We start from the raw sequence: 14,186 nt of genomic DNA, 5'->3' as shown, positions 1-14,186 counted from the left end.
GCCGCGCCGCGGCCAGTTCCCTGCGTACCGCCGCGACGATCCCTCGGCTGGTCGGCGGGGTCGCGGCGTCCTGCTCAGCCACCGCTGCGACGGCGGGCCGCGGGCCGGGGCACCCGGCCCAGCTCGTCGACGGCGGAGCGGCGGCGGCCGCTGTCGGTGATGCGCAGCGCGGCCCGGTTGACCTCGGCCCGCTCGGCGGCGCGCTGCTGGGCCGCCCCGGCGGCGGCCCGCTCGGCCTCGATGACCTGGGCCAGCTCGTCGGCGGTGCGGCCGTTGGCCCGCAGCAGCGCGGCGACCAGCAGCGCGGCGGCGGTGGCGGAGTCGACCGGGTGCACCGGGCTCCGGTCGGCCGTGCGCTGCGGACGGGTGTGGCAGATCCGCGCGACGATCTCCTCGGCCGCCTCGGTGGGCAGCTGGGGCAGCAGCTCGGCGGGCAGCGGGAGCGCGGCCCGGCGTACCCGCGCCAGGTCCTCCAGCCGCGGCGGGTAGCCGACCAGGTCCATCGCGAGCTGGCGCAGCAGCGCCGGGGCGACGGCCGACAGGCCCAGCCCGACGGCGGGCCCGGCGGCGGCGAGGTGGCGGTGCAGCCGGCGGCGGTCGCCGTCGTGCGCCGCGACCACGCAGCGGCGCAGCAGCTCGACGCTGGACTGCGCGGCGTCGGCCCGGTCGGCGGTCAGCGTGGCGGCGGAGAAGTCCTCACCGGTGACCAGGGCGACGCGCTCGCCCCACCAGTCGGCCAGGCGGCAGTCGCCGGACCCGGCGACCTCGCCCCGCACCGCCTGCGCCGGGACCGCGGAGGGCCAGGACTCGTCGGCGCGGCCGTGCGCGTCGACGGGCATGCCCAGCGCGAGCGCGTACTCGTCGAGCCGGTCCTGGGCCACCCGCAGCGCAGCGGCGGCGTGGTCCAGCCGCTCCACCGCGCGGCTCAGGTCGGGCACGCTGATCGGCGTGGCGCTGTGGTGCAGCACCCAGGCCAGCAGGCCGGTGGCGGTGCGCAGCCGCTCGGCGGCGGCGGACACCTGGGGCAGCGGCAGCTCCTCGCGGGCCACGCGCAGCTGGTCGGCCAGATCCTGGACCAGGCTCATGACGCCATCCCCCGGGACGTGTCGGGCAGCATGATTCGCTCGCTCATGACAGGCTCACCGGCTCACAGCGTCGCGACGTAGGTCTCGGCCTGCTCGACCGCGTGCAGCGTCGCCGTCAGACACTCCTCGAGCTCCGAGGCGGCCTGGGCGAGCGCGGCCTGCGCGGCCGTCACGGCCTCGTGCCCGGAACCCTCCACCGCGGTGGCGAGGCTGAGCTGCGCCTCGCCGAGCCGGTCGTTGGCGGAACGGACCGCGTCCTGGCCTTCCTGCACATGCAGCATGGCCGCATCGATCGCAGCCTTGACCTCGGCGACGCTGGCCACGGCACCTCCACGGGGGATCTGTTGGGATTACCTCCGCGAAGTATGACGTTTTCGCCCGTTTCCGTCCCTTTCGCCACGCCTGCGCGCGAGGCTACTTTTCGGAAAGCGCACCTACCGCCCGGCGCCGCCGCCTCCGCCGCCGTGACATGGACATCGCCCACCACACGAAGCCGATCAGGAACAGCACCACCAGGAACGGGATGATGATCGCCACCACGGAGAGCCCGGCGCTGGCGCCGTCCTCCACCGTCGACACCACCGGCGCCGCCATGCCGACCGTGGCCACGTTCAGCACGGGCCGCGCGGTCGCCTTGACGCCGTGCACCGTGAGCGCGATGAGCAGGCCGATCACGATCGGGATCCACAGCTTCTCGGTCCACAGGGTGCCCGGGTCGGCCACGGTCACCGTCTCCGAGCCGGACCCGGCGGCGAACGCCATGCCGCCCGCGGTCGGCCGGACCACCGTCTGCACCACGTCGTTGATGCTGTCGACCGCCGGCACCTTGTCCGCCACGAACTCGATCGCCAGGAGCACGGCCAGGATCATCAGCACCCAGCCGTTGCCCAGCCACGACCAGGCGGAAGGCAGGTTGATCAGATTCGTGTACCGGTCCAGCAGGCCGATCACCAGCAGCGGGATGTAGGCGTTGAGCCCCGCCGCGGTGGCCAGCCCCGTGCCGGTCAGTAGTTCGAGCACGATCCCAGCATGCCCGGTCCGCGCCAGGGTATGCGAACGCTACGTCACGAACGCGTCCCTTAGGCTGTTTCGGTGCGTCTCGTCATCGCCCGGTGCACCGTCGATTACGTCGGCCGGCTCTCCTCCCACCTCCCGTCCGCCAAGCGCCTGCTCATCGTGAAGGCGGACGGCTCGGTCTCGATCCACGCCGACGACCGGGCGTACAAGCCGCTGAACTGGATGAGCCCGCCCTGCCGCCTGGAGGAGTCCCCCGGCGTGTGGCGCGTGGTCAACAAGGCGGGCGAGGAGCTGCGCATCCAGCTCGAAGAGGTCTTCGAGGACACCTCGCACGTGTTCGGCCCCGACCCCGGCCTCCAGAAGGACGGCGTCGAAGCCCACCTCCAGGAGCTGCTCGCCGCCGCCCCCCACACCTTCGGCGAGGGCTGGTGCCTGGTCCGCCGCGAATACATGACCGCCATCGGCCCCGTCGACCTGCTCTGCCGCGACGCCGCCGGCGCCCACGTGGCCGTCGAGATCAAACGCCGCGGCGAGATCGACGGCGTGGAGCAGCTCACGCGTTACCTGGAGCTGCTCAACCGCGACCCCCTGCTCGCGCCGGTGGCGGGCGTCTTCGCCGCCCAGGAGATCAAGCCTCAGGCCCGCGTCCTCGCCGAGGACCGCGGAATCCGCTGCGTCGTAGTCGACTACGACCGCCTCCGCGGCACCAAGAAAGACGAACTCACCCTCTTCTGACGCGCCCTACCTAGTGCGTCGATCTTGCGTGAACTGTGGGTGCGACACGCACTAAAGGGACGAATCCCTAACAGTTCGCGCAAGATCGACGCGATCTTGGGGCCGCAGGCCCCGGGTCAGCGGGAGCGGCCGTGGAGCAGCTTGACGATGGTCAGGGCGAGTTTTACGCCGCCGGGTTTGCGGTCGAAGGTGAGCAGGGCGGGGATGCTGGGCAGGCGGCGGCGGGCGATGGCCTTGGCGCGGGTGAACTCGCGCAGGCCGTCTTCGCCGTGGATGCGGCCGAAGCCGGATGCGCCGACGCCGCCGAAGGGCAGCGTGGGCAGCACCGCGAAGGAGAACGCCGAGTTCACCGCGGTCATGCCGGTGCGCAGGCGGCGCGCGATGGCCATGCCCTGACGCTTGGAGAACACCGCCGAGCCCAGGCCGTACTCGGTGTCGTTGGCCAGGGCGACCGCCTCCGCGACGTTCGCCACCTTGGTGACGGTGATCGTCGGGCCGAAGGTCTCCTCGCGCACCGCCGCCGAACTCTCCGGCACGTCCACCAGCACCGTCGGCTTGACGTACGCGCCGCGCACCGAGTCCGGCCCGCCGACCAGGGCGCGGCCGCCGCTGCTCAGCGCGTCCTCGATGTGCCGGGCGATGATGTCGCGCTGGCCGGGCATGGTGATCGGGCCGACCTGCTCGCCGACCGTGAGCTGCTCGGTGCGGGCCACCAGCTTCGCGACGAACGCGTCGTACACCCGCTCGTGCACGTACGCCCGCTCGATGCCGACGCAGGCCTGGCCCGCGTTGAAGTTGGCGCCCCACGCCGCCGCCTCGGCCGCGGCGTCCAGGTCGGCGTCCTCGGCCACGATCAGCGCGTCCTTGCCGCCGCACTCGATCAGCACCGGGGTCAGCGACTCGGCGCAGGCGGCCATCACCTTCGCGCCGGTGCGCCCGGAGCCGGTGAAGGCCAGCTTGTCCACGCCGGAGCGGCACAGCGCCGCGCCGACCTCGCCGGTGCCGTGCACGATCTGCAGCACCGGGTGCTCCGGCACGATCTGCGCGAAGGCGTCCACGTAGAACTGGCCGATGGCGGGGGTGTACTCGCTGGGCTTGAAGACCACGGCGTTGCCCGCGGCCAGCGCGTACGCGATCGAGCCGAACGGGGTGAAGATCGGGAAGTTCCACGGGCCGATCACGCCGATGACGCCGTACGGCTGGTACTCCAGGTGTGCCGCGTACTCCGGCTGTAGCAGCGAGCCGCGCACCCGGCGCGGGCCGAGCACCTTGCGCGCGTGCTTGGCGGCCCAGGCGGCGTGGTCTACCGAGACCACGACCTCCAGCAGTGCCTCGTCGACCGGCTTGCCGCCCTCGCGGTGGATCAGCTCGGCCAGCTCCTCGATCCGGTTGACCAGCAGGCTGCGCCAGGCCAGCAGGCGGCGGCGGCGCTCACGCCAGCCCAGCCCGGCCCACCAGGCGGCGGCCGCGCGGGCACGCTCGACGGCGGCCTTGACGTCCGCGGCGGAGGCGACGGGCAGGCGCGCCACCTCGTCGCCGGTGGCGGGATTCGTCGAGATCAGCTCGCCGTCCTCGACGACGCTGGCGCCGGGCGGCAGGGAAGCGGTGGTGGTCACGGCCGCAGTCTAGGCCTACCCGTGAGTAATCCGAAACATCTTCGCGGCCGGTCCTTGCCGGTCAGGCGGGTCGGGTGACGTGCTCCTCGACCAGCCGGGCGGCCACCGCCGACGGGTCGGGCAGCTCGTCGTTCTCGAACAGGTCCAGGAAGCGCTGCCGCCCGGCGAAGTCGGCGGACCGGATGGTCTCCTGCATGCCCGTGTCCATCACACCCGGATTGACCACCTCGACGCGCACCCGGGGGTCGTCGGCGTACTGCTCCGCCAGGTGGGCGAAGAACTCCTCGGCTCCCCGCTTGGTAGCCGAGTACGCCGACCAGCCGTCGATGATCCGGTGGGCCGCGCCCGACGACACGAACATCACCAGCACCTCGCGTGCGGTGTCCGGCAGGGCGGCCAGCAGCGAGTTCGTCAGCAGGATGGGCGCGGTCAGGTTCACCGCCACGGCCGTGGCGAGATCGTCTACCGCCAGATCGCCGATCCGCCCGATCGGGTCGACCACGGCCGCGTTGTGGATCAGGATCACCTCGTCCGCGTCGGCGAGCGTTTCGCTCAGCTCGGCGGCGTGCGGCATGCTCGCGGGCTCGGCCAGGTCGCAGTGCCGCAGGATCAGGCGCGGCCCGGCGGCGATGCGCTGGGCGTCGCTGAACGTGCGCCCGAGCGCGACGACGACCGTCTCCGGATCGGTCTCGAACTGGTTGACCAGGGCCTCGCCCAGGCCGCGGGACACCCCGGTGATCACCACATAGCGCACGAGCACCAGATTAGTGCGTTCAGCGCATCAACAGCTCGATCGGATCGAATCCAGCCTGGAACGGGTCGCTCATCTCGAACCGGCTCCCGGCGTGGTTCAGCGCGGCTCGGTGGTATCGGCCGTCCTTGAGCTCGAACAGCTCGACCGCGGCCCGCCCGCGCTCCTCGTCCAGGTCGACGGTCATGTACCAGGGGATGCCCGCCTCAGCGCAGCGGGCGGGCTTGTCGATGCGGTCGCGGCGGATGCTGCCAGGCGACACGAACTCCGCCACCAGTACGGCGTGCTCGCTGGACACCCAGGTGCCTCGCACCGGACCGTCCAGCACCGTCACGTCGGGCTGGATCCAGCGTCCCGGCAGGCCGAGCATGAGGTTCACCGGCCCGCAGACGAAGTAGCCGGTGGCGCGTGCGCCGGGCCTCAGCTGGCCGATCAGTTCCGCCTCGCCGTATGAGTTCTGCACACTCTCGTATGGAGTCATGAAGAGATGCCCGTCCCAGCACTCGTACTTCGTCAGGGGCATGCCGGGGATGGGGAGGTAGCGCGCTGCCAGATCGACGGTCCACATACCGTCGAGATCGGTCAGCGGATCGAAGTGGCCACTGTCCACGTTGGTCGCCTGCCGTTCCGCTGTCGATGTCATCGCCCCTCCTCGGCCGCTGCCACAGCCTACGGTCGAGTGCCCGAATCGTGCCTGCTCAAGCATGCTTGATCGCTAATGTAACCGGTCAACCTTGCGTTTAATTGTACGAACGGCTGAGGCTGACCGGTGACATCAACAGCGGCCGATCACTCGTACTCGGTGCCGCCCTTGCGGGTCAGGTACGCGGGGGAGACCAGCTTGCCGATGGCACGGCCGCCGGTCACGCCGCTGTAGCGCTCCGGCGCCGTCCGGACCACCAGGCCCTCGCGCAGGTTAGCGCCGGTGCCGGACACCGTCTCGACGCCCTCGGCGAGCGCGGTCAGCGCCGCCTCGTCGTACGCGCCCCGGAACAGCACCGGCACCAGCGGCACCCCGTGCGCCTGCGCGAGCGGGGCGTACTCGTCCAGCCCCAGCCAGCGCACGCCGTCCCCGGCGTCCACGGCGACGTCGAACACGGCGTAACCGGGCCGCACGCCCGCGTTGGCGCCGTACGGCAGGTCCTGCACGCCGCGGCCGAACACCTCGCCGAACACGCCCACCCGGCTCGCGCCGAACGCCTCGGCGACCGCCGCCGCGAAGCCGGGCACGCCGTAGGTGCGGATCGCGCGCCAGTAGAGGTTGTGCGGCGCCTCCTTGATGGCCAGGCGCTGCTTGCCGAAGCCCTTGGAGGACGCGTACACCTCGCCGGTGGCGGCCAGCAGCGTCATCAGCGTGGCCGAGCCGTGGATCTTCTCGGTGGCGATCACCTGCTCGCCCGGGACGAACAGGTCCGGGTAGCGGCGGATGTTCTCCACCTCCAGCCAGGGCAGCAGGTCGGGCGCGGGCGCCATGTCGCCGGCCAGGTGCACCGGCACCGGCGGCACCCACTTGACCACGCCGAGCAGCTCGGCGAAGTCCGTCCCGGCGGCGGCCGCCGCGGTGAGGTCCACGTCGGCCAGCGCCTTCGGGCGGCAGACGATGCCCTGGGACAGCTCGCCGCGCAGGCGTACCGCGGTGATGCGGTCCTTGTTCGCGCCCGAGAGGCGGCCGGTGAGGCCCAGCTCGGCGATGAGCGGCTCCGGCAGCACGGAGCCTTCGGGCAGGTAGACGGCGTGGTCGCCGGTGCGGTACGCGCCCTTGGCGACCACGGCGCGCAGCCGTCCCACCTCGGCGAGCTCGAGCGCGTCGGCGTTGGGGTGCGGGTGGATCACCAGCCGTTCCGCGGTGACCTTGAGAGTCGACATGCCGAGCATGGTCCCGATCCGGACGGTCCCGGGGCAACGCGATTACCGCCCAGCGGTCCGGTTATGTGGCCCGCAGCCACTGCTTCGGCGCGCACGATGTGGCAGCATCCGCCGCACGGGCGAGCGGTCGCGCAGTTCATGCGCTGGTGGCGCGAGTTGGGAGGATGGCGATGGGCGGGAAGTCCGAGGTGGCGTTCCGGCTGGAAAGCGTCCCGGTGCGCGGCGGTGAGCTGCGCGTCGGCGTGTGGGGTGAGTCCGGGCCGGTCGTGGTGGCCGTGCACGGCATCACCTCGTCGCACGTCGCCTGGACGCTGGTCGCGCAGGAGCTGGGCCGCGATCACCGGCTCGTCGCGGTGGACCTGCGCGGGCGCGGCGGCAGCCGCGAGCTGCCCGGCCCCTACGGCATGGCCGAGCACGCCGCGGACGTCGCCGCGGTGATCCGGGCGTACGCCGACGGCCCCGTCCCGCTGGCCGGGCACTCCATGGGCGGCTTCGTCGCCGCCGAGACCGCGCGCCGTTACCCGGAGCTGGTGGAGCGCCTGATCCTGGTCGACGGCGGCGCGCCGCTGACGCTGCCGCCGGGCGTTGACCCGGCCGCCGGGCCGGAGGTGCTGGAGAAGGCGATCGCGGACACCGTCGGCGCCGTGTTCGCGCGGCTGGACATGACGTTCCCGAGCCGGGCCGAGCACGCGGCGCTGTGGCGGGCGCACCCGTCCTTCGACCCGTGGCCCGAGGGCGCGGACGCGTACATCGCGTACGACCTGGTGGGTCAGGAGCCGGAGCTGCGGTCGGCGTGCCGGATGGAGGCGGCGGTGCGCGACGGCCAGGACCTGTACGCGCTGCCGGGCATGTCACCGGCGGCGCTGCCGCGCCCGGCGCTGTTCCTGCGCGCCCCGCGCGGCATGTTCAACCAGCCCGACGCCCCGCTCTACACCCCGGGCCGGGCGGCCGAGTGGCTGCCGGGCACGGTGGAGCGTGACATCCCCGACGTCAACCACTACACGATCACCATCGGCGGCGCGGGCGCCGCGGCCGTCGCCGCCGCGATCCGGGACGGCGCCTGACCCCGTCCCGTAGGCTCACGAGTGGCTATGTTCACTTCGGCCACACGATGTGCGATCGCAGGCCCCGTGGCAGACTCCCGAGTAACCTTAGCGATCGTTCGGGAGATGGGATGGGCACTGTGGCTCGCGAGATCAACACGGTGGGTGTGGTCGGCCTCGGCACCATGGGCGCCGGCATCGTCGAGGTGTTCGCGCGCAACGGCCTGAACGTGGTGGCCGTCGAGATCAGCGAGGGTGCGCTGGAGCGCGGCCGGGCGAACCTCACCGGCTCCACCGACCGCGCGGTGGCCAAGGGCAAGCTGTCCGAGTCCGACCGGGACGCGCTGCACGCGCGGGTCGACTTCCAGGTCGGCCTGGCCGCCCTGCACAGCGTCGACTTCGTGATCGAGGCGGTGCCCGAGCACCTGGACCTCAAGCAGGCGATCTTCGCCGAGCTGGACAAGGTCTGCCCGCCGCACACCATCCTCGCGACCAACACCAGCTCGCTGTCGGTCACCGAGATCTCGGTCGCCACGCACCGGCCCAACCAGGTGATCGGCGTCCACTTCTTCAACCCCGCACCGGTGATGAAGCTCGTCGAGATCATCCGGACCGTGGTGACCGCGCCCGAGGTCGTCGCCGACGTGGAGGCGCTGTGCGCCCGCCTCGGCAAGGTCGACGTCACCATCAGCGACCGGGCCGGCTTCATCGCCAACGCGCTGCTGTTCGGCTACCTGAACCACGCCGTGACCATGTTCGAGAACCACTACGCCACCCGCGAGGACATCGACGCGGCCATGAAGCAGGGCTGCGGCCTGCCCATGGGCCCGCTCGCGCTGATGGACCTGATCGGCCTCGACACAGCGTACGAGATCCTCGACACGATGTACCGCCGCGGTGGCCGCGACCGCCGCCACGCGCCCGCGCCGCTGCTCAAGCAGATGGTCACCGCGGGCCTGCTGGGCCGCAAGTCCGGCCGCGGCTTCTACACGTACGAGAAGGCGGGCTCGCCCGTCGTGGTCGCCGACGAGCTGACCCCGGCCGCCGGTGAGCGGGCCGCGGGTGCTCGCCCGGTGGGCACCGTCGGCGTGGTCGGCTCCGGCACCATGGCCACCGGCATCATCGAGGTGTTCGCCAAGGCCGGGTACGAGGTGCTCAGCGTGACCCGCGGCGCGGAGAAGTCCGCGAAGGTCTGCGAGTCCGTGAAGACCTCGCTCAACAAGGGCGTGGTGCGCGGCAAGCTCACCGAGGCCGAGCGCGACGCTGCCGTCGGCCGGATCACCTGGTCCACCAACCTCGACCACCTCGCCGACGTGGACCTGGTCGTCGAGGCCGTGGTGGAGGAGCTGAGCGTCAAGAAGGCCCTGTTCGCCAGCCTCGACGAGATCTGCAAGCCCGGCACCGTGCTGGCCACCACCACCTCCAGCCTGCCGGTGGTCGAGTGCGCCATGGCCACCCACCGTCCCGCCGACGTGGTCGGCCTGCACTTCTTCAACCCCGCCCAGGTGATGCCGCTGGTCGAGGTGGTCAGCACCATCCGCACCAGCCAGGCCGTCCTGGACACCGCGAACGCCGTCGTGTCCAGCCTGGGCAAGACCGCCGTGGGCTGCGCAGACCGGGCCGGCTTCATCGTCAACGCGCTGCTCTTCCCGTACCTGAACGACGCGGTGAAGATGCTGGAGGCCAGCTACTCCAGTGCCGACGACATCGACGCCGCCATGAAGCTCGGCTGCGGCTACCCCATGGGCCCGTTCGAGCTGCTCGACGTGGTCGGCCTGGACGTGTCGCTGGCCATCCAGCGCGAGCTGTACCTGGAGCTGCGTGAGCCGGGCTTCTCCCCGGCGCCGCTGCTGGAGCACCTGGTCACCGCCGGTTACCTCGGCCGCAAGACCGGCCGGGGCTTCCGCGACCACACCCACCGCTGAGCCACGCCGTACTGTTGAGGACATGAGTCCGCGTCGGAACCACAGGGATCGCCCCGAGCGCGATCTCGACGAGGCCATGTCCCGGCGCGGGATCGAGTACGTGCGCGACGATCCGGACGGTGAGTTCACCGTCCGGCATCTGAGCGGCGAGACGTCCGACAAGACGTACCGGTGCCCGGGGTGCCACCAGGAGATCCGGCCGGGGGTGCCGCACGTGGTGGCGTGGCCGTCGGAGGGCTGGGGCGACGCCGGTGACCGGCGGCACTGGCACACGAACTGCTGGCGGGGCCGTCACCAGCGCAAACCAAACGTCGAACGGTCCCGCAACGCGCCCCGTTACGGGTGAGCGCGGGGATGTGACGACCGCGACGGTGGGGGGTTCCGCGGGGTCTCGCGCGGGCAGACTGTAGGCGTGACCGCGATCCGTGCCAACTCGATCCTGCCCGCCCGCCGCGAGGACATCGAACTGCAGACCGCCGACGGGCTGACGCTGGTCGGGGAGCTGGCCCTGCCGGCCGACCGCGACCCGGTCGCCACCCTGATCTGCCTGCACCCGCTGCCCACGCACGGCGGCATGATGGACAGCCACGTCTACCGCAAGGCCGCCTGGCGGCTGCCCGCGCTGGCCGGGTTCGCGGTGCTGCGGTTCAACAGCCGGGGCACCAGCAGCGTGCGGGGCACCAGCGAGGGCGCCTTCGACAACGCGGTGGGCGAGCGCTTCGACGTCGCCGCCGCGATCGAGTACGCCGAGTTCCACGAGCTGCCGAACCGGTGGCTGGTCGGCTGGTCCTTCGGCACCGACCTGGCGCTCAAGTACGGCTGCGACCCGGCGATCTCCGGCGCGATCCTGCTGTCCCCGCCGCTGCGCTACAGCAAACCCGAGGATCTGGCGGTATGGGCCGACGCCGGCCGCCCCGTGACCGCGCTGGTGCCGGAGCACGACGACTACCTGCGCCCGGCCGAGGCCAAGGAGCGCTTCGCGGCGATCCCGCACGCCGAGGTGGTGGGCGTGCCCGGCGCGAAGCACCTGTGGGTCGGCGACGCCGAGACGGTGCTGGACGAGATCGTGCGGCGGGTCGCCCCCCAGGTCCCCGTCCCGCTCCCCAAGGACTGGGACGGCCCGATGGAGTACGGCGACGCCAGCGCGTACGCGGACCGCACCGTCGCCGCCTTCGCCGACAAGCCGCGCTGACCCGCCGGGCGGACGGAACGCGAAACGGCCGGCAACCCGGGATGATGCGGATGCATCCCCTGGGTCGCCGGCCGTTCGGCTGACTACTTGGCCTCGGCGCTGTCGCCGGTCAGGCTGATCGTCGGCTCGTTGCCGCCGAGCATGATCGTCGGCTCGTCGCCGGCCTGCTGCGCCGGAGCCGTGCCGTTCGCACCGGCCGGGGCCGCCGGAGCGGCGGCAGGCTGAGCCGGGTGAGCCGCGCCCGACTGGGCCAGCGCGCCGTGCGGGGCCGTGGGCTGGGTCGGCGGCACGGGGGCGGGCATGGCGATGGTCTGCGTCTTCTCCTCGTCGACGGGCGCGGCCGGGACCGCCGCGGGCTTGCCCGCCTCGTCGGCGGCGCGGACGGCCTCGGCGCGGCGGCGCTCGGCCTCCTCCGCCTCGCGCTGCGCCTTGGACAGCCGCTCCAGCTCGCCGTGCAGCTGCTGCTTCAGCTCGGCCAGGCGCCGCTCGATCTGCGTGATGTCGGTGCGCATGGCGTCCAGCCGGGACTGGCCCTCGGCGTACTGCTGCTGGGTGTTCTCCAGGGCGGCCTGCTCGGCAGCGGCGCGGCCCTTGGCCAGGGCGACCTGCTTCTCGGCCTCGTCGGTGCGCTGGGTCGCCGCGGCGGCGGCCTCGGCCACCTGCCGCTCGGCCTCGACGCGGGCCGCGGCGAGCAGCTGCTCCGCCTCGGCACGGGCTGCGGCGACCGCCTGGGCGGCGTCGGCCAGGGCGGCCAGCTTGCGCTGCTCGGCCTCGGCCTGAGCCGCGGCGAGCTGCTGCTCGGCCTGAGCGCGGTGGGTGGCGGCGTACTGCTCGGCCTCGGTGCGGGCCGTGGCGATCTCCTTCTCGGCCTGCATCCGGCGCGACGCGGCCTCCTGCGCGGCGGCGGTGCGCAGCGCCTGCGCCTCGGTCTGGGTATGTGTGAGCAGCTCGCGGGCCTCGGTGCGCAGCCGCTGGGTCTCGTCGCCGAGCTCGGCGCGGCGGCGCTCCTCCTCCTTGCGCTCCTCGTTGCGGCGCTGGGCCAGCGCGAGGTCGAAGTCGCGGCTGGCGGTCGCCGCGCGCTCACGGGCGTCGGCGAGCAGCCGCTCGGCCTCGGCGCGCTGGTCGGCGATCTCCTGCTGGGCACCCTCACGCAGCGCCTCGGCCTGGTCCTCGGCCAGCGAGAGGATCTGCTCCACGCGGGCCCCGAGGTGGCGGAACGAGACGCGGGACGGCACGGCGCGGCGGGCGGCGTCGGACAGCTCCAGCTGCAGCTGCTGCACCTGGCCGGCGAGCGCCTGCACCTGCGAGAAGGCCTGATCTCGCTCGGCGGCGAGGGTGGACAGGTCCGATTCGACCTGCGTTACGTAACGGTCAACCTGCTTCTTGTCATAGCCCCGCAGGGCTATGTCGAAGCTGGGTTCGGATGCGACGCCCTCACCGAGCGCGAACAGGTCTCCGCCGTGCGACATGCGGTCCATCTTCACATAAAGAGTCACGCCGCGTCCGACGGCTGCCGGGCGCGGCGTGATCGAATCCGGGTCGGATCGTTATTCGGCCTTCTCGGCCTTCGGCTTCTCCTCCGCCGGAGCGGCCGCCGGGGCGCCCACGCCGGGGACGATGCCGGCCAGGCCGGACAGCATCTGGCCGAGCTGGGCGGTGACGGCGTTCTTCTGGCGGGTGAGGTCCTCGACCTCGCGCCGCGCGGCGGTGGTGGTCAGCTCCGCCTCGTTGCGCGCCTCGGTCACCAGGCGGTGCGCCTCGGCCTTGGCCTCGTTGACGGCCTTCTCGGCGGCGGCGCGGGCCTTCTCCGTGGTCTCGGTCGCGGTGCGCTCGGACTCGACGCGGCGGGCCTCGGCGCGCTGCTCGATCTCCTTGGCCCGGTCCTCGGCGGCGCGGGCGCGCTCCTCGGCCTCGCCGACCAGCTTCTGCGTGGCGGCGACGGCGGCGGAGTGGCGCTGCGACTCCTCGCGCTCGGACTTCTCGCGGCGCTCGGCCAGCTCGAGCTGGAGGGCCTGCAGGTCCTTGTCGCGCTTGTCCCGGGCGTCGGCCAGCATCTTGGAGGCCTCGGCGCGCTTCTCCTCCGCCTCGCGGGCGGCCTTGGCGCGCAGCTGGGTGATCTCCCGCTCGGCGGTGGCGCGCAGCGTAGCGACCTCGCGCTCGACGGTGGCCTTCAGCTCGGCGACCTCGTGCGAGGTGGCGGTGCGCAGCTGCTTGGTCTCGCGGTCGGCGTCCGCGCGCAGCGTGTCGGCCTCGCGGCGGGCCTGGACCCGGACCTCGGCGGCCTCCCGCTCGACGGCGGTGCGCAGGTTGCCGGCCTCGCGCTCGGCGGTCGCCTTCATGGCGGCGGCCTCGGCGCGCGCCTTGTCGGTGATCTCGCGGGCCTCCAGGCGGGCGGCGGAGAGGATGCCCTCCGACTCACGCTTGGACTCGCCGCGGTGGTCGTTGGCCTGCTCCTCGGCGAGGCGCAGGATCTGCTCCACGCGCGTGCCGAGACCGGACAGGGTGGGGCGGCTGTTCTCTTCCAGCTGCTTGCTCGTGTCGGTGAGCTTCTGCTCCACCGAGTTGAGCCGCTGCTCAGCCTGGCGCAGACGACGCTGGGCGTCGTTCATGCGCTGCTCGGCCTCCGCACGTGCCTGCTCCGACTGGGCAAGCTGAGCGTTCAGACGGCCGACAAACGCGTTTACCTGTTCGCGGTCGAAACCACGCAGGACGACTGTGAAGTCTTGTTGGGTGTTCGCGCCATCGAAGAACGCGACGGAGGAGGGCTGCTGGGACATTGGCACATACTCGCAGATGACCCTGGGTGTCGCGCAAGGGACCGGGCGTACTTTCGCCCTCGGAGTATGGGTCGATTTACGGCTGGAAGATCCGCACCAGAAAACAAAAGTCCAATTCGTCGGAAATGCCGGATGGCGAAGGCGCGCCGTTGCGCCTCCGCCATCCGCGACCTCACCAA

At 72.4% G+C, this 14,186-nt stretch carries 14 protein-coding genes; 5 read left to right on the top strand and 9 right to left on the bottom strand.

Annotation, left to right across the window (positions count from 1 at the left end; genetic code table 11):
• Nucleotides 1-74: 74 nt before the first annotated feature.
• The 3 genes from Cba03nite_RS05370 to Cba03nite_RS05360 form a co-directional block, all read right to left on the bottom strand.
• The gene (locus Cba03nite_RS05370; protein ID WP_203742575.1) at nt 75-1,085 is read right to left on the bottom strand and encodes a hypothetical protein; all 1,011 of its coding nucleotides are present in this window, start codon (nt 1,083-1,085) and stop codon (nt 75-77) included.
• 62 nt (nt 1,086-1,147) lie between these two features.
• On the bottom strand, nt 1,148-1,408 hold the full coding sequence (locus Cba03nite_RS05365) for a hypothetical protein (protein ID WP_203742573.1): 261 nt from the start codon (nt 1,406-1,408) through the stop codon (nt 1,148-1,150).
• 91 nt (nt 1,409-1,499) lie between these two features.
• Complete coding sequence (locus tag Cba03nite_RS05360) at nt 1,500-2,105, bottom strand: DUF4126 domain-containing protein (protein ID WP_203742571.1); 606 nt, start codon at nt 2,103-2,105, stop codon at nt 1,500-1,502.
• Between the two features lie 72 nt (nt 2,106-2,177).
• On the opposite strand from Cba03nite_RS05360, the gene nucS reads away from it, so the two are divergent.
• Nucleotides 2,178-2,837 (top strand): endonuclease NucS, encoded by a 660-nt coding sequence (gene nucS / locus Cba03nite_RS05355; RefSeq protein WP_203742569.1) that lies wholly within the window; start codon nt 2,178-2,180, stop codon nt 2,835-2,837.
• Nucleotides 2,838-2,953: 116 nt separating this feature from the next.
• Here the strand turns inward: nucS and Cba03nite_RS05350 are convergent, their stop codons facing one another.
• From Cba03nite_RS05350 to Cba03nite_RS05335, 4 genes are all read right to left on the bottom strand, one after another.
• Nucleotides 2,954-4,453, bottom strand: coding sequence for an aldehyde dehydrogenase family protein (locus tag Cba03nite_RS05350; protein ID WP_239125485.1), 1,500 nt, complete (start codon nt 4,451-4,453; stop codon nt 2,954-2,956).
• Between the two features lie 61 nt (nt 4,454-4,514).
• On the bottom strand, nt 4,515-5,207 hold the full coding sequence (locus Cba03nite_RS05345) for an SDR family NAD(P)-dependent oxidoreductase (RefSeq protein WP_203742567.1): 693 nt from the start codon (nt 5,205-5,207) through the stop codon (nt 4,515-4,517).
• 19 nt (nt 5,208-5,226) lie between these two features.
• Entirely contained in the window at nt 5,227-5,847 is a 621-nt protein-coding gene (locus tag Cba03nite_RS05340) for a Uma2 family endonuclease (RefSeq protein WP_203742565.1), read from the bottom strand.
• Nucleotides 5,848-5,993: 146 nt separating this feature from the next.
• A complete protein-coding gene (locus Cba03nite_RS05335) occupies nt 5,994-7,070 on the bottom strand; it encodes an RNA ligase (ATP) (protein WP_203742563.1) in 1,077 nt (358 codons plus the stop codon).
• Nucleotides 7,071-7,240: 170 nt separating this feature from the next.
• Between Cba03nite_RS05335 and Cba03nite_RS05330 the strand changes: the two genes are divergently transcribed.
• The 4 genes from Cba03nite_RS05330 (at nt 7,241) to Cba03nite_RS05315 (ending at nt 11,230) form a co-directional block, all read left to right on the top strand.
• The gene (locus tag Cba03nite_RS05330) at nt 7,241-8,134 is read left to right on the top strand and encodes an alpha/beta fold hydrolase (RefSeq protein WP_203742561.1); all 894 of its coding nucleotides are present in this window, start codon (nt 7,241-7,243) and stop codon (nt 8,132-8,134) included.
• Nucleotides 8,135-8,244: 110 nt separating this feature from the next.
• Nucleotides 8,245-10,038, top strand: coding sequence for a 3-hydroxyacyl-CoA dehydrogenase family protein (locus tag Cba03nite_RS05325; RefSeq protein WP_373315729.1), 1,794 nt, complete (start codon nt 8,245-8,247; stop codon nt 10,036-10,038).
• 22 nt (nt 10,039-10,060) lie between these two features.
• Nucleotides 10,061-10,384: an Rv1322 family protein gene (locus Cba03nite_RS05320; RefSeq protein WP_203742559.1), complete on the top strand. Its 324-nt coding sequence runs from the start codon at nt 10,061-10,063 to the stop codon at nt 10,382-10,384.
• 66 nt (nt 10,385-10,450) lie between these two features.
• Nucleotides 10,451-11,230 (top strand): alpha/beta hydrolase, encoded by a 780-nt coding sequence (locus tag Cba03nite_RS05315; protein WP_203742557.1) that lies wholly within the window; start codon nt 10,451-10,453, stop codon nt 11,228-11,230.
• An 83-nt stretch (nt 11,231-11,313) separates the two neighbouring features.
• Here the strand turns inward: Cba03nite_RS05315 and Cba03nite_RS05310 are convergent, their stop codons facing one another.
• Both Cba03nite_RS05310 and Cba03nite_RS05305 read right to left on the bottom strand, forming a co-directional pair.
• Entirely contained in the window at nt 11,314-12,699 is a 1,386-nt protein-coding gene (locus tag Cba03nite_RS05310) for a hypothetical protein (RefSeq protein ID WP_203742555.1), read from the bottom strand.
• Between the two features lie 78 nt (nt 12,700-12,777).
• Nucleotides 12,778-14,007 (bottom strand): coiled-coil domain-containing protein, encoded by a 1,230-nt coding sequence (locus Cba03nite_RS05305; protein WP_203742553.1) that lies wholly within the window; start codon nt 14,005-14,007, stop codon nt 12,778-12,780.
• Between the last annotated feature and the right edge of the window lie 179 nt (nt 14,008-14,186).

The sequence above is a fragment of the Catellatospora bangladeshensis genome (genome assembly GCF_016862575.1).
Lineage (GTDB): Bacteria > Actinomycetota > Actinomycetes > Mycobacteriales > Micromonosporaceae > Catellatospora > Catellatospora bangladeshensis.
Note: the sequence above shows the minus strand (reverse complement) of the source record. Positions and strands in the feature narration are given on the sequence as shown.

What these genes read in the sequence shown, in the direction of transcription:
- Cba03nite_RS05370 (WP_203742575.1), bottom strand. Translation starts at nt 1,085, where the DNA reads ATGAGCCTGGTCCAGGATCTGGCCGACCAGCTGCGCGTGGCCCGCGAG.
- Cba03nite_RS05340 (WP_203742565.1), bottom strand. Translation starts at nt 5,847, where the DNA reads ATGACATCGACAGCGGAACGGCAGGCGACCAACGTGGACAGTGGCCAC.
- Cba03nite_RS05335 (WP_203742563.1), bottom strand. Translation starts at nt 7,070, where the DNA reads ATGTCGACTCTCAAGGTCACCGCGGAACGGCTGGTGATCCACCCGCAC.
- Cba03nite_RS05330 (WP_203742561.1), top strand. Translation starts at nt 7,241, where the DNA reads ATGGGCGGGAAGTCCGAGGTGGCGTTCCGGCTGGAAAGCGTCCCGGTG.
- Cba03nite_RS05325 (WP_373315729.1), top strand. Translation starts at nt 8,245, where the DNA reads ATGGGCACTGTGGCTCGCGAGATCAACACGGTGGGTGTGGTCGGCCTC.
- Cba03nite_RS05320 (WP_203742559.1), top strand. Translation starts at nt 10,061, where the DNA reads ATGAGTCCGCGTCGGAACCACAGGGATCGCCCCGAGCGCGATCTCGAC.
- Cba03nite_RS05310 (WP_203742555.1), bottom strand. Translation starts at nt 12,699, where the DNA reads ATGTCGCACGGCGGAGACCTGTTCGCGCTCGGTGAGGGCGTCGCATCC.
- Cba03nite_RS05305 (WP_203742553.1), bottom strand. Translation starts at nt 14,007, where the DNA reads ATGTCCCAGCAGCCCTCCTCCGTCGCGTTCTTCGATGGCGCGAACACC.